General features: G+C 68.8%; 24 protein-coding genes and 2 pseudogenes. 10 read left to right on the top strand and 16 right to left on the bottom strand.

Translation table 11 applies throughout. The features are described from left to right. Positions 1 to 19: 19 nt before the first annotated feature. From ACBJ59_RS42805 to ACBJ59_RS42820, 4 genes and pseudogenes are all read left to right on the top strand, one after another. Positions 20 to 544 carry an ABC transporter substrate-binding protein gene (locus ACBJ59_RS42805; protein WP_375115827.1) on the top strand — a complete coding sequence of 175 codons (525 nt, stop codon included), beginning with the start codon at positions 20 to 22 and terminating at the stop codon, positions 542 to 544. Beyond that, positions 541 to 1,242, top strand: a complete 702-nt coding sequence (locus ACBJ59_RS42810) for an ABC transporter permease (RefSeq protein WP_375115828.1) — start codon at positions 541 to 543, stop codon at positions 1,240 to 1,242. Before ACBJ59_RS42805 ends, ACBJ59_RS42810 begins: the two co-directional genes overlap by 4 nt. 1 nt (position 1,243) lies before the next feature. After that, positions 1,244 to 1,738, top strand: a pseudogene (locus ACBJ59_RS42815) (ATP-binding cassette domain-containing protein); the annotation flags it as partial. A gap of 167 nt (positions 1,739 to 1,905) precedes the next feature. Next, positions 1,906 to 2,907 (top strand): oligopeptide/dipeptide ABC transporter ATP-binding protein, encoded by a 1,002-nt coding sequence (locus ACBJ59_RS42820; RefSeq protein WP_375115829.1) that lies wholly within the window; start codon positions 1,906 to 1,908, stop codon positions 2,905 to 2,907. A 97-nt stretch (positions 2,908 to 3,004) separates the two neighbouring features. Here ACBJ59_RS42820 and ACBJ59_RS42825 read toward each other — a convergent pair whose 3' ends face one another. The 7 genes from ACBJ59_RS42825 to ACBJ59_RS42855 form a co-directional block, all read right to left on the bottom strand. Continuing rightward, on the bottom strand, positions 3,005 to 3,598 hold the full coding sequence (locus tag ACBJ59_RS42825) for a helix-turn-helix domain-containing protein (protein WP_375115830.1): 594 nt from the start codon (positions 3,596 to 3,598) through the stop codon (positions 3,005 to 3,007). An 80-nt stretch (positions 3,599 to 3,678) separates the two neighbouring features. Further along, the gene (locus ACBJ59_RS42830; protein WP_375115831.1) at positions 3,679 to 4,392 is read right to left on the bottom strand and encodes a GAF and ANTAR domain-containing protein; all 714 of its coding nucleotides are present in this window, start codon (positions 4,390 to 4,392) and stop codon (positions 3,679 to 3,681) included. Positions 4,393 to 4,458: 66 nt separating this feature from the next. Beyond that, positions 4,459 to 5,457 carry an adenosine deaminase gene (locus tag ACBJ59_RS42835; RefSeq protein WP_375115832.1) on the bottom strand — a complete coding sequence of 333 codons (999 nt, stop codon included), beginning with the start codon at positions 5,455 to 5,457 and terminating at the stop codon, positions 4,459 to 4,461. Between the two features lie 25 nt (positions 5,458 to 5,482). After that, complete coding sequence (locus ACBJ59_RS42840; protein WP_375115833.1) at positions 5,483 to 6,358, bottom strand: 1,4-dihydroxy-2-naphthoate polyprenyltransferase; 876 nt, start codon at positions 6,356 to 6,358, stop codon at positions 5,483 to 5,485. Between the two features lie 15 nt (positions 6,359 to 6,373). Further along, positions 6,374 to 6,982, bottom strand: coding sequence for a GNAT family N-acetyltransferase (locus tag ACBJ59_RS42845; protein WP_364128145.1), 609 nt, complete (start codon positions 6,980 to 6,982; stop codon positions 6,374 to 6,376). Positions 6,983 to 7,026: 44 nt separating this feature from the next. After that, positions 7,027 to 7,560, bottom strand: coding sequence for a CGNR zinc finger domain-containing protein (locus tag ACBJ59_RS42850; RefSeq protein WP_375115834.1), 534 nt, complete (start codon positions 7,558 to 7,560; stop codon positions 7,027 to 7,029). 29 nt (positions 7,561 to 7,589) lie between these two features. After that, positions 7,590 to 9,017, bottom strand: a complete 1,428-nt coding sequence (locus ACBJ59_RS42855; RefSeq protein ID WP_375115835.1) for a PLP-dependent aminotransferase family protein — start codon at positions 9,015 to 9,017, stop codon at positions 7,590 to 7,592. A gap of 175 nt (positions 9,018 to 9,192) precedes the next feature. Between ACBJ59_RS42855 and ACBJ59_RS42860 the strand changes: the two genes are divergently transcribed. Beyond that, a complete protein-coding gene (locus ACBJ59_RS42860) occupies positions 9,193 to 10,179 on the top strand; it encodes a DMT family transporter (RefSeq protein ID WP_375115836.1) in 987 nt (328 codons plus the stop codon). A gap of 46 nt (positions 10,180 to 10,225) precedes the next feature. Then, entirely contained in the window at positions 10,226 to 11,248 is a 1,023-nt protein-coding gene (locus ACBJ59_RS42865) for a hypothetical protein (RefSeq protein ID WP_375115837.1), read from the top strand. 37 nt (positions 11,249 to 11,285) lie between these two features. Here the strand turns inward: ACBJ59_RS42865 and ACBJ59_RS42870 are convergent, their stop codons facing one another. From ACBJ59_RS42870 to ACBJ59_RS42885, 4 genes are all read right to left on the bottom strand, one after another. After that, positions 11,286 to 11,768: a GntR family transcriptional regulator gene (locus ACBJ59_RS42870; protein WP_375115838.1), complete on the bottom strand. Its 483-nt coding sequence runs from the start codon at positions 11,766 to 11,768 to the stop codon at positions 11,286 to 11,288. 41 nt (positions 11,769 to 11,809) lie between these two features. After that, a complete protein-coding gene (locus ACBJ59_RS42875) occupies positions 11,810 to 12,298 on the bottom strand; it encodes a GntR family transcriptional regulator (protein ID WP_375115839.1) in 489 nt (162 codons plus the stop codon). A gap of 160 nt (positions 12,299 to 12,458) precedes the next feature. Then, complete coding sequence (locus ACBJ59_RS42880; protein ID WP_375115840.1) at positions 12,459 to 12,725, bottom strand: hypothetical protein; 267 nt, start codon at positions 12,723 to 12,725, stop codon at positions 12,459 to 12,461. A 65-nt stretch (positions 12,726 to 12,790) separates the two neighbouring features. Then, a complete protein-coding gene (locus ACBJ59_RS42885; protein ID WP_375115841.1) occupies positions 12,791 to 13,264 on the bottom strand; it encodes a MarR family winged helix-turn-helix transcriptional regulator in 474 nt (157 codons plus the stop codon). Positions 13,265 to 13,321: 57 nt separating this feature from the next. Between ACBJ59_RS42885 and ACBJ59_RS42890 the strand changes: the two genes are divergently transcribed. After that, the gene (locus ACBJ59_RS42890; RefSeq protein WP_375115842.1) at positions 13,322 to 14,122 is read left to right on the top strand and encodes an alpha/beta fold hydrolase; all 801 of its coding nucleotides are present in this window, start codon (positions 13,322 to 13,324) and stop codon (positions 14,120 to 14,122) included. Between the two features lie 1,090 nt (positions 14,123 to 15,212). Here the strand turns inward: ACBJ59_RS42890 and ACBJ59_RS42895 are convergent. Both ACBJ59_RS42895 and ACBJ59_RS42900 read right to left on the bottom strand, forming a co-directional pair. Next, positions 15,213 to 15,869 carry a RadC family protein gene (locus ACBJ59_RS42895; protein WP_375115944.1) on the bottom strand — a complete coding sequence of 219 codons (657 nt, stop codon included), beginning with the start codon at positions 15,867 to 15,869 and terminating at the stop codon, positions 15,213 to 15,215. 1,040 nt (positions 15,870 to 16,909) lie between these two features. Continuing rightward, the gene (locus ACBJ59_RS42900) at positions 16,910 to 17,626 is read right to left on the bottom strand and encodes a GntR family transcriptional regulator (protein ID WP_375115843.1); all 717 of its coding nucleotides are present in this window, start codon (positions 17,624 to 17,626) and stop codon (positions 16,910 to 16,912) included. 1,005 nt (positions 17,627 to 18,631) lie between these two features. On the opposite strand from ACBJ59_RS42900, the gene ACBJ59_RS42905 reads away from it, so the two are divergent. The 3 genes from ACBJ59_RS42905 to ACBJ59_RS42915 all read left to right on the top strand — a co-directional run bounded on the left by ACBJ59_RS42905 (position 18,632) and on the right by ACBJ59_RS42915 (position 22,448). Next, the gene (locus tag ACBJ59_RS42905) at positions 18,632 to 19,078 is read left to right on the top strand and encodes a GNAT family N-acetyltransferase (protein ID WP_375115844.1); all 447 of its coding nucleotides are present in this window, start codon (positions 18,632 to 18,634) and stop codon (positions 19,076 to 19,078) included. 712 nt (positions 19,079 to 19,790) lie between these two features. Further along, the gene (dapA, locus tag ACBJ59_RS42910; RefSeq protein ID WP_375115845.1) at positions 19,791 to 20,708 is read left to right on the top strand and encodes a 4-hydroxy-tetrahydrodipicolinate synthase; all 918 of its coding nucleotides are present in this window, start codon (positions 19,791 to 19,793) and stop codon (positions 20,706 to 20,708) included. A gap of 54 nt (positions 20,709 to 20,762) precedes the next feature. Then, the gene (locus ACBJ59_RS42915; protein ID WP_375115846.1) at positions 20,763 to 22,448 is read left to right on the top strand and encodes a ribonuclease J; all 1,686 of its coding nucleotides are present in this window, start codon (positions 20,763 to 20,765) and stop codon (positions 22,446 to 22,448) included. 415 nt (positions 22,449 to 22,863) lie between these two features. Here ACBJ59_RS42915 and ACBJ59_RS42920 read toward each other — a convergent pair whose 3' ends face one another. The 3 genes and pseudogenes from ACBJ59_RS42920 to ACBJ59_RS42930 form a co-directional block, all read right to left on the bottom strand. Further along, positions 22,864 to 23,640 carry an ABC transporter permease subunit gene (locus ACBJ59_RS42920; protein ID WP_375115847.1) on the bottom strand — a complete coding sequence of 259 codons (777 nt, stop codon included), beginning with the start codon at positions 23,638 to 23,640 and terminating at the stop codon, positions 22,864 to 22,866. A 280-nt stretch (positions 23,641 to 23,920) separates the two neighbouring features. Then, a complete protein-coding gene (locus ACBJ59_RS42925) occupies positions 23,921 to 24,685 on the bottom strand; it encodes an ABC transporter permease subunit (protein WP_375115848.1) in 765 nt (254 codons plus the stop codon). Between the two features lie 62 nt (positions 24,686 to 24,747). Next, positions 24,748 to 25,401, bottom strand: a pseudogene (locus tag ACBJ59_RS42930) (ABC transporter ATP-binding protein); the annotation flags it as partial. Positions 25,402 to 25,435 lie beyond the last annotated feature (34 nt).

Genomic DNA, 25,435 nt, shown 5'->3' on the forward strand with positions numbered 1-25,435 from the left:
GTGAAAGTAGGGTCCCCCGGTGGCCGAACTGCCCCTCTCCCGGCGTTCCATCCTGCGGTCCGCCGCGCTCGTCGCGGCCCTCCCGGCGTTCCTGGCCGCGTGCGGCTCCGACGACGCCACCGCGCCACCGTCCGGGCAGGCTCCCCTGGACACGCTGCGGGTGGCCCTGCCGTCCTCCATCGGCTCGCTGGACGCGGGCAAGGAGGCGGGCATCATGAACTACGTCGTCGCCCTCCTCGTCCAGGAGGCCCTGGTGGGAGTGGGCCAGGACGGCAGCCTCCAGCCGTCCCTGGCCGAGTCGTGGACCAGGAAGGACGCGACCACGTACGTCTACCGGATCCGCTCCGGCGTGACCTTCTCCGACGAGACCCCGCTGACCGCCGCCGACGTCGTGGCCAGCCTGAACCTGCACGCCAGGAAGGGCTCGACCACCGCGTTCGCCTACGCCTACGCCGACGTGGACTCCGTCGAGGCCACCGGGGCCTCCGAGGTCACGATCAAGCTCAAGGCCCCCGACGCGTCGTTCGCCTGGACTCCCTCATGACCGGCATCTCCCTGCCGGGTCCTGGCCACCCGCTCGGCACCGACGACCTGGGCCGGGACGTGCTGCAACTGCTGGTCGCCGGGGCTCGTACGGCGGTGCCAGGCGCGCTCGCGGTGGCCGCCGGGTCGATGCTGATCGGCAACCTGATCGGGCTGGCCGCCGGATACCTCGGCGGCTGGGCGGACACCCTCGCCATGCGCTGGGCCGACCTGATGTTCTCGCTGCCCGCGCTGCTGGTCGCCATCGTGGTGGCGGGCGTGCTCGGCGGCGGCTACGGGCCGGCCATCGCCGTGCTGGTGGTGCTGTTCGCGCCCACGGACACGCGGGTCGTGCGCGGCGCGGTGCTGGAGCAGCGCCACCGGCCCTACGTCGAGGCCGCCCTGCTCAAGAACCTCTCCTCCTGGCGGATCATGACCCGGCACATCTGGCCGAACGTCGCCTCCGTCAGCCTGGCCGGGGCGTTCGTGAACTTCGCGTACGCGCTGGTGTCGCTGTCGTCGCTGTCGTTCCTCGGCCTCGGGGTGCCCGCCGGGTCGCCCGACTGGGGACGGACGCTGGCCGACAACCGTACCCAGTTCCTGACCAACCCGTGGGCCGTCATCGCCCCCGGCCTGGCCATCATCGCCACCGCGGCGGCGCTCAACGTCGTGGGCGACTGGCTGCACGAGCGCGTCGACCGGCGCGGAAGGGCACGCTGACATGCTGAGCGTGAACGGCCTGACCGTACGGCAGCCCGCCTCCGGGCGTACGTTGCTCTCCGAGGTGTCCTTCGAGGCCGGCCCGGGGGAGTCGGTGGCGATCGTCGGCGAGTCGGGGTCGGGCAAGTCGCTGACCGTGCGCGCGCTGCTCGGGCTGCTGCCCGCCGGACTGGAGTCGGACGGGCAGGTGCACATCGACGGCCGCCGGGTTGACGACGACCCCCGGACGCTGCGGCGGATGCGCGGCGGCACCGTCTCCCTGCTCATGCAGGACCCGTTCACGCTGCTCAACCCGCTGCGCAGGGCGGGCAGGCAGATCGCCGACGGCCTGCCGTGCGGGATCGACGCCAAGGGCGAGGTGACCCGGCTGCTCGCCGAGGTGGGGCTCGGGGCCGAGGTGGCGGGGCGGTACCCGTTCCAGCTCTCGGGAGGGATGCGGCAGCGCGTCGGGCTCGCCGCGGCGCTGGCGGCCGGGCCGCGGATCCTGGTCGCCGACGAGCCCACCACCGCGCTGGACGCCACCACGCAGCGGGAGGTGCTGGCGCTCATCCGGCGCGTCCAGCGGGCGCGGGACATGACGTTCGTGCTGATCACGCACGACCTGCGGGTGGCGTTCTCGATGTGCGACCGGTCGTGGTCATGTACGCGGGGCGGGTCATGGAGGTGGCCAACGCTGCCGAGCTGCGGAAGGAGCAGCGGCACCCGTACACGAGGGCGCTGCTGGCCGCCGAACCGCCCGCCGATCGTCGCCTGGCGGCCATCCCGTCGGTGCAGGGGTCGGTGCCGGCGCACGACGCGGTGACCGGCCGGTGCGGGTTCGCCGACCGGTGCGCGCACGTCGCCGACCGGTGCCTGGCGGGCACGCCCGAGCTCCGGGGCACCGGGTGGTCGTCGGCGTGCGTGCGGGCCGGCGAGCTGCCCGTGGCGCCGCCGCCGGTGGGCGTCGCGGCGCCCGTACGGGCCTCCGCCGAGCCGGTGCTCGACGTGCGGGAGCTGCGCAAGACGTACCCGGGAGCCACCGGGCCCGCCCTCGCCGGCGTCGGCCTGACCGTCGCCCCCGGCGAGATCGTGGCCGTCGTCGGCGAGTCCGGCTCCGGCAAGACGACGCTGGCCCGCTGCGTGACCGGGCTGGAGCGGCCGGACTCCGGCACGATCCTGCTCGGCGGGCAGGACTGCTCCGACTACACCCGGATGGCCCGCAAGGACGTGCGCCGGGCGCGGCGGACCGTTCAGATGATCTTCCAGGACCCGTACTCGACCCTCAACCCCGCCCGCACCGTGCGCGCCACCCTCAAGGAGGCGCTCGAGGCCGACGGCCGCCCCGCCGACGTGGCCGCGCTGCTGGAGCTGGTGGGCCTCGACCCGGCCCTGGCCGGGCTGCGGCCGGCCAACCTGTCGGGCGGCGAGCGGCAGCGCGTGGCCATCGCCCGCGCGGTGGCCGGCGAGCCCCGGCTGCTGGTCTGCGACGAGCCCGTGTCGGCGCTCGACGTCTCCGTGCAGGCCCAGGTGCTCACCCTGCTCGCCTGGGCTGCGCGAGAGGCTGTCGATGGGCCTGCTGTTCATCACGCACGACCTGGCCGTGGTGCGCCAGCTCGCCGACCGCCTCTACGTCCTGCGGGCCGGCGAGTGCGTGGAGAGCGGCCCGGTGGAGCGGGTGCTCGATGACCCCGGCCACGCCTACACCCGGGAGCTGCCGGCCAGCGTGCCCGACGGCTCCGGCGACTGGCCCTAGCCGGTCCTCCTCAGCTCTCGTCGGTGCCCGTCAGTCCTCGGAGAACGAGATCAGCGTCAGCACCCGGCAGCCCGCCTCGCCGGTGACGTAGACGTGGTCCAGCTCGGCCGCGAAGCGCACCGCGTCGCCCTCGCCCAGGCGCACCGTCCACGCGTCGGTCTCGACGCTGACCGTGCCCGAGACCACGTAGGCGTGCTCGACGGACCCGCGCTCGTGGGCGCTCTTGGCGCTGCGCGTCATCGGCGGCAGGTCGCCCTCGGCCAGCTCGAACCGCCGCCGGTCCGCCGCCGCGAACAGGCTGCGCACCGTCGTGTCGCCGACCACCTGGGGCTCGCCCTCGCCCCGGCGGATCACCTCGGGCTCCACCAGGTGGGTCCTGGTCAGCTCGGCGAACGTGAGCACCAGCGAGGTGGCCAGCCTGGTCAGCACCTCGATCGTCGGGTTGGCCACGCCCCGCTCGATCTGCGAGATGAGCGCCTTGCTCACCCCGGTCAGCTCGGCCAGCTCGCGCACGCTGAACCCGCGGGCCAGCCGGGTGCGCCGCAGGTTGCCGGCGATCGCCCCCCTGACCCCCGAGGCCGGCCCCGGGGTCACCGCCAGAACGGGGGTCTTCTCGTGCCGCACGTGGTCAGGTCCCTTCCTCGGAAAAGCTCACTCCATGATGCCTCGCCGCCGGCGTCCCGCCGTCCGCGACCTCGTGCGTGTCAGCGCTCGATGCGGGGCGGCGGCTCCTCGAAGCGGGAGCGCTGCGCCGGCTCGCCGCTCACCTGCTCCACGATCGAGGCCGCGATCTGGTGCAGCTTGACGTTCCGGTCCTGGGAGACGTGGCGGAGGACCTCGAACGCCTGCTGGGCGGTGCAGCGGCGTTGCGCCATGACGATGCCGAGCGCCTGGTCGATGATCGCACGGGTGGTGAGCGCCTCCTTGAGCTGCGCCGCCACCTCACGCATGCGGGCCACGTCCAGCGCCGTACGGAACAGCAGGCCGATGTGGGCGGCGGTGACGCCCACGGCGACCCGGGTCTCCCCGGCGAACCCGGCCGAGCGGTAGGAGTAGAGCGTGAGCACGCCGAGCAGCGCGCCCTCCGACTCCAGCGGCTCGCAGTGCACGGCGCGTATCTCCGGCCACTCCGCCGTGAAACGCGGCCACGGGGAGCCGGCAGCCAGATCGCGCGCCGTCACCGGCCGCCCGCTGTCGATCGTGTCGAGGACGGGCCCCTGCCCCGCGGCCACCTGTAACCCGTCGAGCAGCTCGGCCCGGGCGTGCGAGCGGGCCACGGTGCGCAGGCCGCCCTCCGCGCACAGCGCGACGCTGAGCATCGGGGAGTCGGGCATCGCCCGCTCCGCGATGGTGACGCACTCAGCGAGTGCCCGCTCGAACTCCTCGATGCCGCTGGGCACGCTCAGCCGGTTGACCACGATCCCTCGCGCTCGCTGCGTCGGGGTGCACGGTTGTGTTCCTAGGCTAGCGGCTCGGTGACGCCGTCACGAGACATAAGCGTCGACCTCGGCGACATAGGCGTCCTTGAGCCGCCGGGGCAGCCAGGTGATCTCGAAGGCGTTGCGCTGGAGCTGGGCCAGGTCCTCCCGGCCGAGCTGCAGGGCCTCCTGGACGGCCACCAGATTCTCCGCCACGTAACCCGAGAAATAGGCCGGGTCGTCGGAGTTGATCGTCACCCGCACACCCAGGTCCATCAGCTTGCGGATGCCCTCGGCCTTCATCGACTCGGTGACGTAGCCGTTGGAGATCGGGCAGCAGGTCAGCCCGATGCCCCGCGCCAGCACGGCCTCGACCAGCCGCTGGTCCTCCAGGATGTTGACGCCGTGGTCGATCCGGTCGACGCCGATGTCCTCGATGGCCTGGCGGATGTGCTCGATCGCGTTGTCCTGGTCCACGTCGCAGTGCAGGGTCAGCAGGTAGCCCTCCTGCCGGGCCCGCTCGTAGACCGCCGCGAACTTGCTCGGCGGGTTGCCCTTCTCGTCGGAGTCCAGCCCGACCCCGGCGATCCACTCCTTGTACGGCAGCGACTCCAGCAGCGTCGCCATCGCGTATTCGGCCTGGAAGTCGCGCAGGAAGCACATGATCAGCTGCGCCCGCACCCCGAGCTGCGCGTGCGCGTCCATCAGCGCCCGCCGCAGCCCCCGGATCACCACGTCGAACGGCACGCCCCGCGAGGTGTGCGCCTGCGGGTCGAAGAAGATCTCGGCGTAGCGGACGTTCTGCTCGGCGGCCTTGCGCAGGTAGGCCATGGCCAGGTCGTAGAAGTCGGGCTCGGTGCGCAGCACCCGCATGCCCTCGTAGTAGATCGTCAGGAAGGAGGACAGGCTGTCGAAGGTGTAGGCCGCCCGCATCTCCTCGACCGTCGCATAGGGCAGCTCGAGGCCGTTGCGCCTGGCCAGCTCGAACTTGAGCTCGGGCTCCAGCGTGCCCTCGATGTGCAGGTGCAGCTCGCACTTGGGCAGTCCGGCGATGAAATCCTTCACCGTCCCACCTTAGAACGGTCGCCCGCTAGAAGATGATGGCCAGGCCCACCGCGAACAGCACCCCGTACGCCATCTGCAGCTTGCCCGTCTGCTGCAGCACCGCGATGAGCGCCGGGCCCACCGCCTTGCCCAGCACCGTCCGGATCGGCTGGATCGCCAGCGGCGCGGCCAGCAGCACCAGCGCCGCCCACGGCGTGATCGGGATCATCGCCAGCGCCACCACGAACGGCACGACCTGGCAGGCCACGTAGAGCGTACGGGTGCGCTCGGCCCCCAGCAGCACCGCCAGCGTGCGCTTGCCCGCCTGCCCGTCCGTGCCGACGTCACGCAGGTTGTTGACCACCAGCATCGAGCACGACAGCAGCCCCACCGGGATCGACGCGAACAGCGCAGGCCAGCTCAGCTGCTCGGTCTGCACGTACGCCGTGCCCACCACCGGCACGACCCCGAAGAACACGAACACGGCCAGCTCGCCGAGCCCGCGGTAGCCGTACGGGTGCTTGCCGCCCGTGTAGAACCAGGCGGCCGCGATCGCCAGCGCGCCCACCACCAGCACCCACCACGCCCGCGTGACCAGCACCAGCACGAGGCCCAGCACCGCGGCGAGCGCGAAGCAGCCCAGGGCGGCGATCAGCACCTGCCGCGGCGTGGCCGCGCGCGAGCCGACCAGCCGCATCGGGCCGACCCGCTGGTCGTCAGTGCCACGGATGCCGTCGCTGTAGTCGTTGGCGTAGTTGACGCCGATCTGCAGTGAGAGCGCCACGAGCAGCGCCAGGATCGCCCGCCACCACACGAAGCCGTCTTCGCCGATCGCGACGCCGGTGCCGACCATGACAGGCACGACGGCGTTGGGCAGTGTGCGCGGGCGGGCGCCGGCGAGCCACTGGCCGGGGGTTGCCATATCCTTCTTCAACCTCTAGCTGATGTCTGTGGTGAGCCTGACCATCCGGATCGGGCGGCCCATGTCGAGGACACGTTCGGCCATGTCCTCGCCCCAGCCGGCCGACTCCAGGAAACCGAGCACCGCGTAGTTGTCGGCGAACACCCAGGTGACGATCTGGCGGAAGCCGTCCTCACGAAGGTAGTCGACCGTGGCGTTGAGCAGGCGGCTGCCGTGGCCCCGGCGTACGAAGTCGGGGTCGACCAGCAGCGTCAGCATCTCGGCCACCACGCTGGGGTCGAGGTCGGGATCCTCGGCGGGGGCATGGGAGGCCAGGCCGACCACGCGCTCTCCGCCGCGGGGGGTGACGAGGGCGGCGCTGCCACCCGCGCCGAGGGCCGGGAAGCCCTCGGTGTCGAGGATGGTCTCCACCGCCACCAGAACCCGATGCATGGACGTGGGAGGTGCGACGATCGCCTCGTCCCACTGGCGCAGCCACATCTTCTCGGCCGCCGCGCCTGTCATCTGCTCGAGTGGGCCTTCGGGGAGGAAGTCCCGATAGCCGTAGCGCCAGGCGCGGATCTGAGTGTTCGCAACCTGGAGCACATCCTCGCGCCGGGCCGCCCGGACGCCTACGTCTGCCATCTCGGCCCGCTCCTTCGCCTGCCGTTCGTGCCACAAGGCACGAGTTACACCGTATCGGTGTTTGAGCCTTGGAGATGACGCGAACCCCGCTTCCTCGCCCGGTAAGCCCGTGTCTTGGTGCGGTTGCCGCATACCCGCATAGAACACCACGAGCGGGAACGATTCTTCGACGAGTCGATGAACGCCCACTGACAGGTTCCCTCCGCGCACACCTTGAGCCGGTCCCACGACGCGCCCGTGGCTGCCGCGGCGATGCCGGCCAGCCCGCCCTGCACACCACCCGTGGCGGGAACCAGCTCCGGCCGCTCCCCCGCCCGCACGCCGACCTTGAGGGGGAGCGCCGGGAGATCGGCGGCCTCGCGCCTGAGCGCGGCCCTGAGGCCCTCGCGGAGGGAGTGAGCGGTCTGGAGGTCGTCGTCGGTGGCGCGGTCGCCGGGGCCGATGAGGGCGCGTTCGCGCAGCCACAGGGCCAGCTCGGCGGGGGAGGACAGCTCGTCCGCCTGGACTTCGACGTCGAAGGTGTTCACGAAGTCTCGTACGAGCTCCGCGTCACGTACGAGCTCCGCGGAGAACTGCATGCCGTCACTCTACTCGGCGGGTCGGACGCCTATGATCGCCACGTCCTCGGAGAGCCGATCGCCGTCGCTTCGGAGAGCGCCTCGGCGAGCCGCCGGACTCCTTCCCCCAGCTCCGCCAGATGGGCGGCGGCCATGTGCGTGACCCGGATGCGCGGCCCCGGCGGCTCGGACGCGTAGTACATCCGCCCCGGGCTCACCAGCACCCCGTTCCGCCTGGCGGCCTCCACCAGGGCGTTCTCGTCGACCTCCGCCGGCAGCCGGACCCACAGGTGCATCCCGCCGGCGGGCAGCAGGTGCGGCTCGGCCTCCGGCATGCGCGCGGCGAGCGCCGCGGCGAGCGCGTCGCGGCGGGTCATGATCTCGGCGTGCACGGTCGCCAGATGCCGCCGCCAGGCCGGCGAGCCCACGAACTCCAGCGCCGTCTCCTGCAGCGGCCGCGCCACGAAGAACGACTCCACGAGCTGGCTCGCCCGCAGCCGGTGCGCGGCCGGCCCCCTGGCGATGACGGCCGCCACCCGCATGCTCGGCGACAGGATCTTCGTCAGCGACACGATGTGCACCACGGTGCCGTGCTGGTCCATGGACGCCAGCGACGGGGGCGGCTGCTCGGTCAGGTAGCGGGCGAAGTCGTCCTCCACGACGAACGCCCCCGCCGCCCTGGCCACCTGCAGCACCTGCTCCCGGCGCTCCGGCGACAGGGTGGCGCCGGTGGGGTTGTGCAGGGTGGGCTGGCAGAAGAACACCCGCGCCCCGGTGACGGCGAACGCCTCGGCCAGCAGCTCCGGCCGTACACCGTCGCGGTCCATCGGCACGGCCGTGGCGCGCAGCCCCGCCGCCCTGGCCGCCGCCAGCGCCCCCGGATAGGTGGGCGTCTCGACCAGGATCGGCGTCCCCGGCGCCGCCAGCGCCCTGAACGCGTGCGTGAGCGCCGCCTGCCCGCCGCTCACGATCAACGCGTCGGCCGCGGTCATGTCGCCACCGGCCTGCGTCGCGAACCACCGCCGCAACTCCAGCAGGCCCGTCAGGGGCGGCATGGCCCAGGCGTCCGGCCGGCGTACGGCCCGCGCCGCCGCGGCCGCGAGCTGCCGGTCCGGCCGCAACCCCGGCCGCAGGTACCCGCCGGTCAACGGCACCACCCCCTCGGGCGCCGCGCCCAGCAGCATCGAGACCGGCCCGTCGTCGACCACCCGATCGCCGAGGGCCACGGTCTGCCAGGACAGGTCGGCGGCGTCCTGCGCGCGGCTGACCCGCTGCGCCACGAACGCGCCACTGCCCGGCCTCGTCACCACCCGTCCTTCGGCGGTCAGCTGCCCGATGGCCCGGGACACGGTGACGGGGCTGACGTTGTGCCGGCGCATGATCTCCCGGCTGGACGGCAACCGCGCCCCCGGCCCCAGCCGGTCGGCCTCTTCGCGCAGCATCGCGGCGATCTGGGCGATACTGCTATCGTTGTCCATGAAGGATGAGAATAGCGCTACTGCTCCAGAAGGAGTAGCGGTCCCTGCCCCCTCGAACCGCCTCCCACCGCCCACCGCCACCCACCCGGGCGCCGCGTCGTCTCATCCGGGCCCCGCATCCGCTCATTTGGGCGCCGCGCCCGCTGCCCCGGGGCTGCCCGCGGATCCCGTGGCCGTGGGTCCCCCAAGGTCGCCGCGTCGGCGAGGCGTCGAACGGTCCGGCTCGGCGCAATCCGACGGCGCTCAGCCGCCGACCTCCACGGACAGTGCCCAGCCGCCCACCACCGACCGGCACAAGCGCCACCGCCAAGGCACGGCCCTGGCCTTCCTGGGCGTCCTGGCGTTCTCCGGCTCCTTCCCCGCCACCGTCCACGCGATGCAGGGCTTCAACCCGTGGCTGGTGGCAATAGGCCGAGCCGCGATAGCAGGCGCCATAGCCGTAGCCTGCCTGAAAGCCACCAACCGCCCTCTCCTTCCCCGGAAGTCCCAATGGCCCGCCTACGCCCTGATCTCTCTCGGCGTGGTCTTCGGCTTCCCGGTCTTCAGCGGCCTGGCCCTCGACCTGGGCGCCAGCACGGCCCATGCCGCCGTGATCACCGGCCTGCTCCCGGCGGCCACGGCCGCCTGCGCCGTCCTGCGGGCCTCGGAACGCCCCCGCCCCCTGTTCTGGGCAGCCTGTACGGCCGGCGCCATCGCCATCACGACGTTCACCCTCATCCAGCACCAGGGCAGACCGTCGTGGCCCGACCTGCTCCTGATCGGCGCCCTCCTCTCGGCCGCGGTCGGCTACACGGAGGGCGCCCGCCTGTCCAGGCACACCCCGGGCTGGCAGGTCATCTCCCACACCCTCGTACTGTCACTCCCCCTGACGGCCCCCATCACGGCGGTCCTGGCCCTCACCACCCCCATCACCCTCACCCCCCAGGCCGTGACCGGCTTCGCCTACGTGTCGGCGGTCTCCATGTTCATCGGTTTCATCCCCTGGTACGCGGGCCTGGCCAGGGGCGGCATAGCCCGGGCCGGTCAGACCCAGCTCACCCAGCCCCTCCTGACCCTCATCTGGGCGTGGTTCCTGATGGGCGAGCGCTTCGGCCCCGCGACGGTGGCGGCGGCGCTGGCCGTACTCGTCTGCGTGGCCATCACCCAGCGCGCCCGTACTTGAAAGCCGTGACGCCACCCCGCAGGATGGGAGAGGAGGTGTCACAACCATGGCGGACCTCACGATCCCAGAAGGCGGCTTCTGGCCGGCGCCGGAGATCCCGCAACCCAACATCTATCCCATGGAATGGCGAGTGGAGACGGAGAAACTCGCCGCCATATACGAGAAGTCCAAGCGCGTGCTCTGGAACCCGGCCGACCTTCCCTGGGACGGCCTGAGCCCGGACGACTTCACGCGGGAGCAGCGCCTGGGCATCATGTACTGGTTCGCGGTCCTGGCGAACTTCGACGCCTCGGGGCCCGCGGTCTTCGCCCGGGCCACCATCCAGGCTTTCGAGAAGCACGAAGAGGACCCCGTCAGGAAGTGCTTCTTCTCGATCACCCGTGACGAGATGAACCACGAGGAATGTTGCCAGCGCACCATCGCCAAACTCTGGCCGGGCGGCCCGCTCGACTGGACCCCGTCCGACGACCTCGAATCCGCCGCGCACAACAACATCGGCTGGCTCTATCACAACGGCGGTCGCTACTGGACCGGCTACACCTCAGCCGTGGGGAGATATTCGCTGCCGGTCCTGTTCACGAGCTTCATGATGGGGGAGATGGCCGCATCCACCCTGTTCAGGGGCATGGCGTCGGGCACCACGCACCCGGTCTTCAGCGAGATGTTCCAGCGCATCGGCCGCGACGAGTCCCGCCATCTGCAAATCTGCATGACCATCCTGGAGAACGAATGGCCGGGCCTCACGGAGGACACGCGTAGTCTCATCACCCGTCAGCTCAGAGCGGGTTTCGTCTTCCTCAGCATGATTCTCTGGGAACCGCCTGAGGGCTTCTGGGAGCTCCCGCCGTACTTCCTGGGCAACCACCGCGTCCTCATGGACCACGCCAGGGAGGCAGGGCTGGGCGTCCTGTCGTACGACGAGCAGGCGGAGAACTGGCGCGTGGCGATGGCGCGAATCCGCGCGATAGTGGAACGCTGGGGGATCGCCTTCCCGGCCATTCCTGAGCTGGACCTGGAGGGCGTACAGGTCGATTTCATCGACCCGGAGGAAATCATCCCGGTCTTCTGACCCTGGCCGGCCGGCGGCGCCCGGTGCCATTCCTGCCCTAATCGCAGGAGGGCCACCGCTCCTCGGGAGCGACATAACTCCCGCGATGCGGAACGCTGTACACCCATCCCTCCTCACGCAACACGGCAATGGCCCGGCGTACGGTCTCGCGCGCGGCCCCGTATGCACGGACCAGCTCGACCTCGCTCGGAATCAGATGGCACGCCACGAGCTCGCGATTTCTTATCCGCTCCCGGATTTCACCGGCGATATGTCGATAGAACGGCGTCCGCCGCCCCGAGGGGCCGGTCTGCCCGGGGACGTTGACGAACGTTCCCTCTCCCTGCCGCGTGTGGACCAGCCCCTGGTTCCGCAGCACCCGAATCGCCCTGCGCGCGGTGGTGCGCGCGACCTTGAACTCCCGCTGGATCCCCGCCTCGCTGATCACGAGATCTCCAGGGGAGAGCTCGGCCATGATGCGCGCCCTGATGACCTCGCTGATCTGCAGATATAGATAGGTGTCACCCTCGCGATTCAGCACGCCTCAAGGGTAATCCAAGGGCCCCGCCAAAGGAGGGGCAATCAAGAACCCTGATTTATGGGCCATTTTTCGGGGTCGGTCACGTATGTGCCCCGATATGGCACCGTGAAGACCCAGCCCTGATCCCGGAGATGCGCGACAGCCTGGCGTACGGTCACCTTTGCGGCGCCATATTGGCGCATCATCACTTTCTCGCCGGGAATTGCCCGGTTGGGGGGAATCTCGCCCCGCTGAATACGTTCGGCGACCTCTCCGGCGATCTTCCGATAAATAGGCATCCTCCTCGGCGACCGCGGCGTGCCCGGCCGCCCGACGAACGTGCCTTCGCCCCGAATCGTGTACGCCAGCCCCTGCTCCCGCAGCTCCCTGGCCACCCGCCGGGCGGTGGTCCGGGCGATCGCGTAGTGCCTCTCGAGGGTGGCCTCACTGGGGACGGGATCGCCGGCGCCGAGCTCACCGCGTTCGATCTGATCGCGAACCAGGTCGGCGACCTGCTTGTATATGGGCACGGGCCCCGCGCGATCCAGCACGCCCGGATTATAGAACAGGCACCGGCCCTGCCTGCGGAAAGACCGCCGAGGCAGTCCCCATTGGCATGGTCATGCCGCCGGGGTGCCCGTCAGACGGCGAGCGCGTCCATCGCATCCCGCTCGACTCCGCGGACGATGAGCCGGTCGCCACCGACAACTCTCACGCGAACACCAGGACCGCCAGGACGGCCCGCGCCAGGACGGCCCGCGCCAGGACGGCCCGCGCCAGGACGGCCCGCGCCAGGACGGTCCGCGCCAGGACGGTCCGCGCCAGGACGGCCCGCGCCAGGACGGTCCGCGCCAGGACGGCCCGCGCCAGGACGGCCCGCGCCACGACCGCTCCCGCCTTCGCCACCTGCCCGAACCCGCCGAACAGCACGGCCACCGCCGACGCCAAGTCCGCCGGTCCGCCGACGAGCCCCAGCACAGCCACGTACTGGGGCGCCGGGCCAGACCGCTCGACCGTCCTGCCCGCCACCCATGCGACGCGCCCTAATCCACCTCGACGTCGTCGAGAAGCCGGAGGAGACGGGAGAGTACTCGGAGGCAGGCGGCCACCTCCGCCTCGGTCAGGTCACCACCGACCTGGCGCAGCACCGCCCGCTCACGGTCCATCACGGCGTTGATCGCGGCCCGGCCCTCCCCGGTGAGTCGGACGAGCGAGGACCTCTTGTGTGCCGGATTGCCGACGAACTCCACCAGACCTCGTTCGGCCGCGTCGTTGCTCATGCGCTGTACGAACTGCCGGCTCAGCGCCTGAGCCCGCCCCATCTGGGGAACGGTCATGGGCCCGTGCTCGCGGAGCAGATTGAGCACCGCCCGAACCCCGACCGACAGCCCTTCGATGGGCGCGTCCTGCTCCACCTTGCGCTGGGCACGCCGGTACAGCGGCCCCACGAGGTCGAACACCTCGGTCAGCCGGTCGGTCAGCTCTCCGGACACCTGGGCCGGATCCGTCTCACTCACCCCTTCATGATGACACCTTAGTTGTCATCCTTCTCCAGAAGTGACACCTTGGTTGTCATGAAGGATCTGTTCTGGCTCGACACCGGCACCGGCCGTCCCCTCGTTCTGCTGCACGGCGGCTTCCTCGACCACCGCATGTGGGAGGACCAGATCCCGGCCTTCGCCTCGCGCTACCGGGTCATCGCCCCTGACGCCCGCGGTCACGGCCGCTCCGCCAACGGTACGGAGCCGTACCGGCTGACCGACGACCTGGCCGCGCTGCTACGCCACCTGGACACCGGCCCCGCCGTCCTGGTGGGCGTCTCCATGGGCGCGAGCGTCGCCGTCGACACCGCGCTGGAGCACCCGGACCTGGTCAGCGCCGTGGTGGTCGGTGGTGCCGGAACCAGCGAGCCCTACTTCACCGACCCCTGGACCACCCAGGCCATGACCACCTGGCACTCGGCGATGGCCGCCGGCGATCTGGACGCCTCCGTGGAGGCGTTCACGCTCCTCGGCGCGGGTCCGCACCGCCCTCTCGACGATCTCGATCCCGAGGTCGTTGCCCGCCTGCGACGCATGGCCAGGGGCACCATGGCCAAGCACACCGCCGGCGAGCCCAACCTGCTCATCCCGGTACGCGACACGTGGGAGCGCGTGGCCACGATCGACGTTCCCGTGCTGGCCATCAACGGCGCCGTCGACTCGCCTGACCACATCGGCATGGCCGAACGCCTGACCCGGACCGTCGCGAACGGCCGTACAGCGTCGATCGACCAGGCCGGGCACTATCCCAACATGGAGCGTCCGGACGTCTTCAACAAGATCCTCGCAGACTTCCTGGACGGCCTACCCGCTGACCACCTGGCAACCAGATGAACACAACTGCCCCGCCAGCTTGGCAAGGCGGCCGCAGCCGCGGAGCGCGAAGATGCCATCGTCACCATGCCGTTGCCAATATGACGGCACCTCCACAAATCCCCACGCTCAGCAAACAGACCCTAAATTCACGTATCCCGCCGTAGTTGCAACCAATGCCGGAATTTGGTGCGGACCTGCACAATTTTGGTCCGCTTGTCCCTGCGAGCACAGGATCGAACCACGGACATTCGCGGCACGATGGCAGTCCGTTGTGCTGTCGGCCTTGTGAAGGAGCGCTCTTCCTTGCGCCCCTTGACCGATTGGTCGTCGAATTGCCGAGGTGGAAGAAATGGTGACGGCCATCGCGGTCCTTTTGAAGACGCAGTTCAGAAGGACATCGAGCGCGATGGCCGCAGACACATTCTGATGCCTGCACCACCGGCCGGTGAAGGGTTCACATGACCGGTGGCTCCGACTTTTGTTGTGGAGCCGCGGCGAAAGCCAAAGGCGCTGGCGCCACACCGTTGCCGAACGGACCCCGCGTCCCATCCTCGGGGCGACAAGGCACGCCGAGTCTCGGCGACTGCGGCACACTGAGCCTCGTCCGCAACGCCGACCCCTCGCCCGTCCTGGACCGAGACAGCGGGGGCGGCAGCAGTAAGCAGTGGCCGCAGAGTCCGGGCCTCCCGACCGCGAGAAAGGCGCGGCCGCAAGTCGAGTACGTGTCATCACCACCGCACCAGGCCATGACGACCACATCGAGCGATGACCACCGAATCAAACCGTGGCCGTCACATCCGTGGAAAACGCACCGTGTGTCTTCGCGCGATCCCGGGCGACGCGCCTGCCCAGATCTCAGAGGGAGGAATGGGCTTCACCCGGGATCAGCGGGAGACCATGGCGTGATCCCGCGCTTCCAGGAGGTGCGCGGAACCACGCCATGACGAGTAATGGCCGGCTGACGTCCATAACGGCCTACCCGCGCCATTAGGTTCTCATGGTCGTCCCTTGGAAAACCTCGGTTCGGCGCTATATGCGGGATCATGCCCTTTGCGCATCACAGAAGTTAACTTTCGCTGTGGAGTTGGTTTATAAGACATGAATTGCCCTAAAGGGGGATTCGCCTCCAGGATCCGTCCGCGACGATCAGATGGTCGAGAAGCCGCAACCCCACCGTCCGTGCGGCCTCAAGGATCATGGCCGTGGCCTCGAGGTCCTCCGGGCTCGGGTCGAGTGATCCGCCAGGATGGTTGTGCGCAAGACCGAACATCGCCCCGCCCGAGGTGAGCACTTCCGTGATCAACTCACGTACGGGCATCACCGTGTGATCGCTCCCACCCTCGGTAAGCACCGACCGCTTCAGCACCCGCCCACCGGTGTCGCACACCACCATGACCAACCGCTCCTGCGTCCGGTCGCGCAGCAACGGAGCGCAGGCATGGGCCAGGTCGGACGTGCTGGTGATGCGTTCTCGCTCGGGCCACGCCTGCGCTCGGCGTACGAGATGGAAGGCCGCCGTCACCCGTGCGGCCTTGGCCGGACCGATACCGCGCAAAGTGAGTAACCGATGCGGATCGGAACGCGCGAGGGCGTCGAGATCCCCGCAGTGCTCGATCACCTGGCTGGCCAGGTCGAGGGCGCTCGCCCCGCGGAATCCCGAGCCGAGCAGCACGGCCAGCAGCTCCCGGTCCGCCAGGGCGGCAGCACCGATGGACATGAGCCGCTCGCGCGGCCGATCGCTCTTGGACAGATCTTTGACTCGCATCGGCAACCTCCGCAACCGTTGTACCAACGCCCACCGACAATCTCTGACCTGCACATTCGCCCCGAAGTGGTTCGTGACCGCTTGTCCGTCATGTCCCGCCACCTGCCGGCACGCCCAACAGCGATGGTGTGTACGCAACGTCCCCGGCGGCCATCGCACGCGGGTGGACGTTCAGGCGAGTCCAGCCGGGCTCCTTGGCATGCCTCGTCGATCACCATCGCGCCCAGGCGGTCGTCCGCGTGACGATCTCGTACAGCGACAGCGTCCGGCGGGTCGCCAACAACCACGGGATCGCCTGCACGACCATCCCTCCGACCAGTCCATCCGACGCAGGTGGTGAATGGAGGTGCTCAGAGACCATGTGCAAGAGCGATTCGGCGCGCCTCCCCACGCGGTGCCTCCCCACGCGACGCCTCCCCACGCGGTGGGCGGGTGCGTCAGCTAAGGCCTGGCGTCACGGCGAATCGGCCCCCCCATGCGCCGTGTTAGCGCGACATGAGGAGAGGGCGCCGCCAATCCGCCCGCATGGACCGTGCCACGGTCGGAGGGCAGTCGGGTGCCACTGTCGGAAGGGCAGCCGGGACCCCGCCGTAGCCGGCGTACCCGACTGCGACACCAGCCCCACATACCTCGCGCTCTGGCACCAAGCCCCACCGCCTTCCGCGTGCTCTGGCAGGTTCGCGGCGTGCCGGGCATGCCACAAACTCCGACGAGCGTTCGGCCGATGCCGAGATCGGACCGGAGCATGACCCACACCGGTTTCCTCAGGCGCCCTGACGCAGCACGATCGTGCTGGCGGACGGGAAATTCACGCGTGATGCCAACCCCAGGAAGCACTGGGATCAGCACGGTGGGGCGCGCAACGCCGATGATCTTCCACGCTCATGAGCCGACGCTGGCCCGGCGAGTGCGTGATCGTCGGGCCTGACGAGTCGAGTCGGGCCGGCCCTTCTCCCAGGGGCGGCACAGGTCATCACTGGGTCAGACCGGGAGGCCCCGGTGAGAACGCGCTCACCAAGAGGCCTCCCGCGCCTCCCCGTCTAAACGGGCATGCTGTACGTGACCCGGAAGCGATCGCCCGGAATGACGATGTCGCTGGTCTCGACGGGCCGATCGCCTGCCCAATGGGTACGTTCCACGTGCAGAACGTGCACGCCCGCCGCCAGATCCAGCGCATCGCTCTCCACCGGGCGAGGGATGCGGGTCTGTACGCTTTCGACGATCTCCGTGATCTTTATGCCATGCGCGTACATCCTCGCGACCAGGCTCCGGCGCTCCTCGTCCGTGTGAGGAGCGAACTCCCGTAGCTCATAGGACGTGGCAAGCTGCAGCGGTCTGCCGTCTCCGCGGAAGACATAATGCGTTTTGGTCAGCGTGGCGGACTCCGGCAGCCGTAGCCGCCTGGCGATATCCGGCCCCGCCTCGGCCGGTTCGCTGTGCCAGTCCCACGTCACACGTCTGCCTTGAGATTGCAGATCGGCGGCGAAGGGGGCAGGGTGATCGAGAAACCGCCATCGGTACAGCGGGGTTAGGTCGGGGCGTTCCCTGACGTAATGACCCGAGCCCACGCGGCCTATGATGAGGCCTTCGCCCGCGAGCACACGTAGTGCGTGACGAGCGGCAGTCTCGCCGACCTGATACTTGCGGGTCAGCTGCGCCCGCGAGGGAATCGGCGCGCCGGGGGGAAGGGTGCCGTCGGTGATCTGTCGCCGGATGTCTTCGACGACACGCAGGTAGACCGGATCTGAGGTGGCCACTAGTCCATCCCTGGGGGTTCGTGTGAGGCGTTGCCCCATGTTGCCGTATTCGGCAGGTAACCGACCGTCATCGATGACTGCTGGAGCCCCAACTTTGCGATGGCGGAAAATTATCGGAGAAACCCTGTAACGCAGATGTAAGGGGTGCCGATTCTCCGGTAGAGGTCGTCGATGTGTGTACCCCCGAGCACATATCGGCGACCTCTTCCATGTCCGGCCCCTGGAGCCACGACGCTCCCGGGTAACGAACGCCCTGGTCGGATGCGGTTATTGGGGAAGCTGTGAGGCGTCTCGAACGCAGACTCGGCCGACACCGGCACGTCCGGCCCGCCACCTCCGCAAGCGCCCATCCCCATCCTCACCAGCGACATCCTCAAAGCTCGTGTCCTTACTCTGCCATCCTTACCTCGCGAATCTTCAAGTTACGCAAGTTCAGGTTGGACGTTGTAGGGGCGCATGTGGCTGAGTGCGCATCTCGGTTGCACCTGCCTTGCACCGCAGGGCTTCGGGCGTACGCCTTCGCGGTGCCTGTGCTTCGGGTTGGCTGTACGTCTTCGCGTCTCGCATCCTCGCTTCGCGCCGCCGCATCCGCGCCTAAACGCCCTCGCTTGCCACTGCACGCGCCTTCCGTCACCTTGCCGCTCAACCTCGCCCCCGCATGTTCGCAGCAGTCATCTCATGCCTTGGGATCGAGATGCGGTCCGGGTGCTCGGCGCCCGGCGGTTGTGCTCTGGGGGTTACGGTCTCGCGCTCTGGAGTTACGTAGGTCGCGAGGGCACGGCGTACGGGTATTCCTCCATGATCAGAGCCGGTTCTTTGACGCCATGAGGCAAGTGGTCATCCGGTATCGCCATGGAGTGGCCGTAACCGGGAAGAGTCACCTTCTTCTAACTTGTGACGTCGAAGCCGTTCCGGCGACCTACGACCAGGCCATGCCTCTGGATCGCCGAACAGCACCATGGCTGTCCCGTCGCACGACGGGATGCATCACTTCGAGGGACCTTCATGATCGACATTGGCCGGCTTCTCCCGTCCGATCGGGACGTTTGGGAGGGCTTGTTCCGTGCGTACATCGACTTCTACGAGAGAGTCGAGCCGGACGAGATGTACGACCGGGCATGGCACGAGTTCCAGGCGGACGGCCGGTTGCACGCCCTGGGGGCGCGGCTGGACGGGCGCCTGGTGGGCATCACGCACTTCCTCACCCACGGGAACACCTCGGCGCCCGACACTGACGTCTGCTATCTGCAGGACCTGTTCTCCGCACCGGATGTCCGTGGCAGAGGCGTGGGGCGGGCGTTGATCGAAGCTGTCACGGATTGGGCTCGGGAGCGCGGTTGCTCCCGTGTGTACTGGAACACGCACGAGTCAAACAGCACGGCGCGGCGCCTGTACGACCAAGTGGCCGAGAATCGCGGCTTCATCCGATACCAGATCGAACTGTCGAAGTAGGGATGGATTGCGTGGCGATGTCGTAAGCCGCGACTCGACCTCGTCCGACGTGCTCCGGCACGTCGACACACCTGTCGCCGACATGGCCAGGTACGTGCCCAGCCGACGCGGCCGGGTGCGTGCCCACAAGCCTGCCGGGACCGAGGACGGGGGTCTTTCGGTCGTCCCGGGCGGGCAGAGTCGGATGCGTTGGAGTCCCGCCCCACCGTGGCGTTTGCCGGTTGGGCGGCTGTCCAGCCCGTAACGGTTCATGGGTCGGGTGTCCTTCCGGGCGCCGCTTCGGTAACCGATCGAGCTGCACGCAACGGCCAAGTGGAGTGTGGGCGCGCCCTTGCAGGTGGTGAGGCGTCACTCGCGGATATGCATGTCTCGCCAAACGGTGGTGGTCGCGTGACATCGGCGACAGACGGTCCAGTTGGGTTGGAGGGCTTGGACTCGCCGCCATGCAGGTGGACATGGGTGGGATTAAGGGGATCCGGGGCGGATCGCTGCTGGATCCCCGTTTGCGGTGGTGCGCCGGGGACCCGGATTGAGCCGTATGGTGTGATTGGAGAACGTGGTCGGTGGTGTGGCTGCTGGAGTCGGCTGAGCCGCCAGGCGTCGGGTGGCTGGGGGGCCAGATGCCGGCGAAAGGGGGCAAAAAGCGGTTCCAGGCAGGCAAAGCGGGGTGGCGACGTCCAATGGATTTCTGAATCCAGGTAGCGTTCGCACTATGGCATCGCCAACTGGAACCACCGACGCGCCCTTCGGCCGTATGCTGACCGCGATGGTCACGCCGTTCACTTCCGACGGCGAGGTCGATTATGTGGCTGTGCGACGGCTTGCCACCTATCTGGTGGACGAGCAGCGCAATGACGGCTTGATCGTCAATGGGACGACCGGCGAGTCGCCCACTACTTCGGACGACGAGAAGCAGCGCATCGTCAACGCTGTCCTCGATGCGGTCGGCGATCGCTCGACAGTGGTGGCCGGCGCCGGCACTAACGACACCCGTCACAGCGTCGAACTCGCGAAGCAGGCAGCACGTGCCGGTGCGCACGGCCTGCTGGTGGTGACGCCGTACTACAACAAGCCCCCGCAAGAGGGCCTGTATCGGCACTTCACCGCCGTCGCCGACGCGACCGACCTTCCCGTGATGCTCTATGACATTCCGGGACGCAGCGGCGTACCGATCAAGACTGAGACCCTGATCCGGCTGGCGCAGCACGAGCGCATCGTCGCCGTGAAGGACGCCAAGGGAGACCTGTTCGCCGCCAGCCAGGTGATGACCTCGACGGATCTCGCCTTCTACTCCGGCGACGACCTGCTCAACCTGGCCTGGCTCTCCCTTGGCGCGGCCGGGTTCGTCAGCGTCGTCGGGCACGTGGTGGGTGCCGAGTTGGCGCGTATGATCCACCTGCACAAGAACGGCGACGTCGCCCAGGCCCTGGCCGTAAACAGCCAGGTGGCACCCGTGGTGGACGGGATCATGCTGCGTGCGGGCGGCGCGATCATGGCAAAGGCGGCACTGAGCATGGTGGGGGTGCCGGCCGGTCCGGTGCGGCTGCCGCTCGTGGACGCAACAGAGAAGCAAATCGCCGAGCTGCGTGCTTGCCTGGTGGCCGGCGGGGTGAAGTTGACAGACGTATAGGAACGGGGAGGAACCGGGAGTTTTGAGAACAAGATCTGACCGTGGGGGCCAGGCATGAGCCATCCGCATCCTGAGCTTGGCCCCCCGCCGACGCTGCCTGAAGGCGGCTTGCGCATCGTCGCGCTCGGTGGGTTGGGGGAAATCGGCAGGAACATGGCCGTCTTCGAATATGACGGTCGCCTGCTGGTCGTCGACTGCGGGGTACTGTTCCCCGAGCCCGACCAGCCGGGTGTCGACCTCATCCTGCCTGACTTCGAGTACATCAGGGATCGGCTCGACGACGTCGAGGCCGTGGTGCTGACCCACGCCCACGAAGACCACATCGGGGCGGTGCCGTATCTGCTGCGCGAGCGGCGCGACATCCCGCTCATCGGCTCCAGGCTCACGCTTGCCCTGATCGAGGCCAAGCTGACCGAGCATCGAATCCAACCGACCAAACTCGAGGTCATCGAGGGCGAACGACACGTCTTCGGGCCTTTCGACTGCGAGTTCCTCGCGGTCAATCACTCGATCCCCGACGCTCTGGCCGTCGCGATCAGGACGCCTGCGGGCATCGTCCTGCACACCGGCGACTTCCGGATGGACCAGTTGCCGAGCGACGGCCGCCTCACCGACCTCGGCGGGTTCGCCAGGCTCGGCACCGAGGGCGTCGATCTGCTGATGTCCGACTCCACCAACGCCGAGGTGCCGGGATTCGTCACCAGTGAGCGGGAGATCGCGCCGGTCATCGATGAGGTGATCCGCACCTCCGAGCAACGCGTCATCGTGGCCAGCTTCGCCTCGCACGTGCACCGCATCCAGCAGGTCATGGATGCCGCTGCCAGGCACGGCCGCAAGGTGGCCCTGGTCGGACGGTCGATGGTGCGCAACATGGGCGTGGCCCGTGACCTCGGATATCTCAAGGTGCCGCCGGAGCTGATCGTAGACTCGCGCGACATCGAGGAATGGCCGCCCAAGGATGTGGTGCTCGTCTGCACCGGCTCTCAGGGCGAGCCGATGGCGGCACTGTCCAGAATGGCCAACCGCGATCATCCGATTCGCATCGCCGAGGGCGACACCGTGTTGCTCGCCTCGTCCCTGGTGCCGGGCAACGAGACCGCCGTCAACAAGGTCATCAACGGGCTGACCAGGTGGGGCGCCCGGGTGGTGCACAAGGGCAACGCCAAGGTGCACGTCTCCGGTCACGCGGCCGCCGGCGAGCTCCTGTACGTCCTCAACCTGACGCGTCCGTCGAACTTCATGCCCGTTCACGGTGAGTGGCGTCATCTGCGCGCGCACGCCAAGCTCGCGGCCCTCACCGGCGTTCCCGATGACCACATCGTGATCGCCGAGGACGGCGTCGTGGTGGACCTGGTCGATGGGCGCGCCAAGATCGTCGGCGCGGTCCATGCCGGGTACGTCTATGTCGACGGCTCGTCCGTGGGTGAGATCACCGACACCTCGCTCAAGGACCGCAGGATCCTGGGCGACGAGGGGTTCATCTCCGTGGTCATCGTGGTCGACTCCAACACGGGCAAGCTCACCGCCGGCCCCGAGATCCACGCGCGCGGGTCGGGCATCGACCCCATGCAGTTCGACGAGTTCATTCCGCAGATCGAAAGGGCCCTCCAGGAGAAGGCCGCGGACGGCGTCGTCGACATGCAGGAGATCCGCCGGGTCGTGCGTCGTACGGTGGGGCGCTGGGTCAGCGACACCTATCGCCGTCGCCCGATGATCATCCCTGTGGTGCTCGAAGTCTGAGCCTCCTGACGGTACGGCAGACGTTTTCGTCTGCCGTACCGGTGGATGGGCGTGCGCCGTGGGCTGTCGTACCTGCGGAAGGGCATGTGTATCTGTCTGCCGCACCTGTGGTGGAAGGTCGAAGGCGCGCGCGGTTGGAAGACCGTATGTACAGGTGGCTTCGTCCGGGTCCCACTGTTGCTGTTGCTGTTGCTGTTGCTGTGCTGTGGCGGTGGTGGCGGCTGTTGTCGTGGTTGCGAGGTGACAGGCAAGGCCACGGGGCCGTCTTGGACGGTCTGGCTGGGCCGTTGTTCGCCAGGCTGTGGTGCGGGGCCGGCGTGCTTGCTGGAGCAGGCGGCTTGCGCCCTGATGCGTGAGGGCATGGCGTCGGAGGAGCGCTGACATCCAAATCTTGGGAACCGGTCGGGTCCACATGTCAGGCGTCCCTTCGGCGTACCAGCCAGATGGCCGCAAGCAGGGGAACGGCCGCGTACGCGATCATGACCGCGGCGGCTGCCGCGGGAGGCAGGAGCGAGCCGTACACCGAAGTGGTGATGAGGTCGCCGGTGATCTGACGGGGTAGTGCGCCGATCATCAGTGAGCCGAGGCGTTCGCTCCACGGTTCGGGGATGTTGCCGATGATGATGGGGACTACATAGACGAGGCCTGCGATGATCGCCGTCGCGCCTGCCGTGGAGCGCAGGAGCGCGCCGAGCCCCAGGCCGAGCAGCGCGAAAATCGCCACTGTCAGACTGTGCGTGAGCAGGAGTGGTAGCCGGTCTCCGAATGCAGTGGAGTATGCACCGGAGAAGCGGTCGCCGAGCGCGCTTCGAGCCGCGAAATAGGTGCCGAAGACAGCCAGCGCACCGACGATCAGGCCCAGCGTGCCGACAATCGCGGATTTGGCGGCCAGGACGGGCCAGCGACGGGGGACGATGGTCAGGCTCGTCCTGATCAGGCCTGTTACGTATTCGGATGTGATGATCAGGACGCCCAGGATGCCCATGCAGAGCTGGGGAACGATCACGAGGGCCTCCTCCAGGTTGGCGATCCGGGCTCTGCTCTGCTGCTCGGGGGGAGCAGCGTCGTGCGTGCCCGCGGCCATTACGGCGATTGCCAGGCCGAGAAGGACGGTGCTGAGGCTGAGGGCGAGGATCAGGTAGGTCGAGCGGACCGAGCGGATCTTCAGCCATTCGGAGGTGAGGATGTTCACGTGCGTACCGGGGCGTAGCCGAGCGGTCTCATCCATGGATTCGTTCTCGTGGTTGCTTTCACGGCAGGCGGTCGTGGGCAGTTGTCGCCGGCCCGGGTGGCTGGGCCAGAGGCAGGCTGAGTGGATGGGCGGGGGTTCATGTGGGCGGCCGGGACATGCTGGTGCAGGTGGTCCACTTCGAGTGAGGTGACGCACGCGCGGGTGTGATCCCCCAAAGCGCGGGGGTTGGGGTGGGCGGGTGGAGGACTGGTGTGGGGCTGCGGGGTTGGAATGGGGAAGGTCACGCGTCTTTCCGCTTGAACTCGTAGTAGCCGATGGTGAGGGCGACGATCGGGTAGGCGAGGAGCACGGCGAGCGCGGCCCAGGGAGGCAGGAGGCCGTCGCCGAGGCGGGACGACAGTCGCTGATCCGCTATCTGCGGAACGAGGTTCGGCAGAAGAAGTGTGGCGATGCGCGTGTTCCACGGCGGAGGCAGGTAGTTGACCACGCCGGGCAGCACGAACAGCATGGCCACGACCGACACGATGGCTCCCGCTGTGGACCGGATGGCCGCGCCGAGGCCGAGACCTACCAGGGCCAGGGCGGTCACCGAGAGGCCGGACGCGAACAGCATCGGCAGGTCGTCGGCGAATGAGGTCTCGTTGAAGCCGAGGTGACGATCGTTCGCGATCAGGCGGCTCGTGGCATAAGTGAGCAGGAGGGTCGAATTGGCGGCCACGAACGTGGCCAGGCCGACGATGCCTGCTTTGGCCAGGAGTAAGGTGCTGCGTTTCGGGACGGCGACGAGACTGGTGCGGATCATGCCCGTGGCGTATTCGGAAGTGATCGCCAGCACGCCGAGCACTGCCAGGCTGATCTGGACCAGCGGCAGGAAACCCTCCTCGGGGGCGGCTGCGCGGAGCGTGCCGCGCTCGTCGGCGAGGCTGCTCACGTAGAACGTCCAGATGACGCCCAGGACCACCATCAGGGCTGCGATGCCGATCGCGTGATGGGTCGCTCTCACCGAGCGGAGCTTCAGCCATTCAGAGGAAAGGACCGTCTTCATCGGGCCGCTCCATATTGGACACTGTCGGCGGTCAAGGCCATATAGGCGTCTTCGAGCGATGGGTAGCGCGTTGTCAGCTCTGCGACGGTGGCCTCGGCGACGAGCCTGCCGCGGCCGACGATGACGATGCGCTCGGCGGTGAGAGCCATCTCGCTCATGAGATGGCTGGAGAGCAGGATGGTCCTGCCCTCGGCGGCCAGCGAACGCATCAGATCGCGGATCCAGCGCACGCCGTCGGGATCAAGGCCGTTGACCGGTTCGTCGAACATCAGCACGCCCGGATCACCGAGCAGTGCGGACGCGATGCCGAGCCGCTGTTTCATGCCGAGGGAGAAGCCGCCTACGCGCTTGCGCGCCACGCCCGAAAGTCCGACCTGCTCGAGGACCTCGGCCACGCGTATCGCGCCGATGCCGTTGGTGCGGGCCAGGCAGAGAAGGTGGTTGTAGGCGCTGCGTCCACCGTGGACGGCGCCGGCGTCCAAGAGGGCCCCGACCTCGTGCATGGGCCTTCTCAACGCGGTGTATCGACGCCCGTTGACGAGGGCCTGGCCGGATGTCGGGGCGTCGAGCCCGAGGATCAGGCGCATCGTGGTGGACTTGCCGGCGCCGTTGGGCCCCAGGAAGCCGGTCACGTGGCCGGGCTGGACCATGAAGGACAGGTCGTCCACGGCGAGCGTGCCGCCGTAGCGCTTGGTGAGGTGTTGGAGTTCGATCACGCGGTAAAGGATGCGGGACGGTGGGTGGCCGGCG

Origin of the sequence: Nonomuraea sp. MTCD27 (genome assembly GCF_041950495.1) — a bacterium.
Lineage (GTDB): Bacteria > Actinomycetota > Actinomycetes > Streptosporangiales > Streptosporangiaceae > Nonomuraea.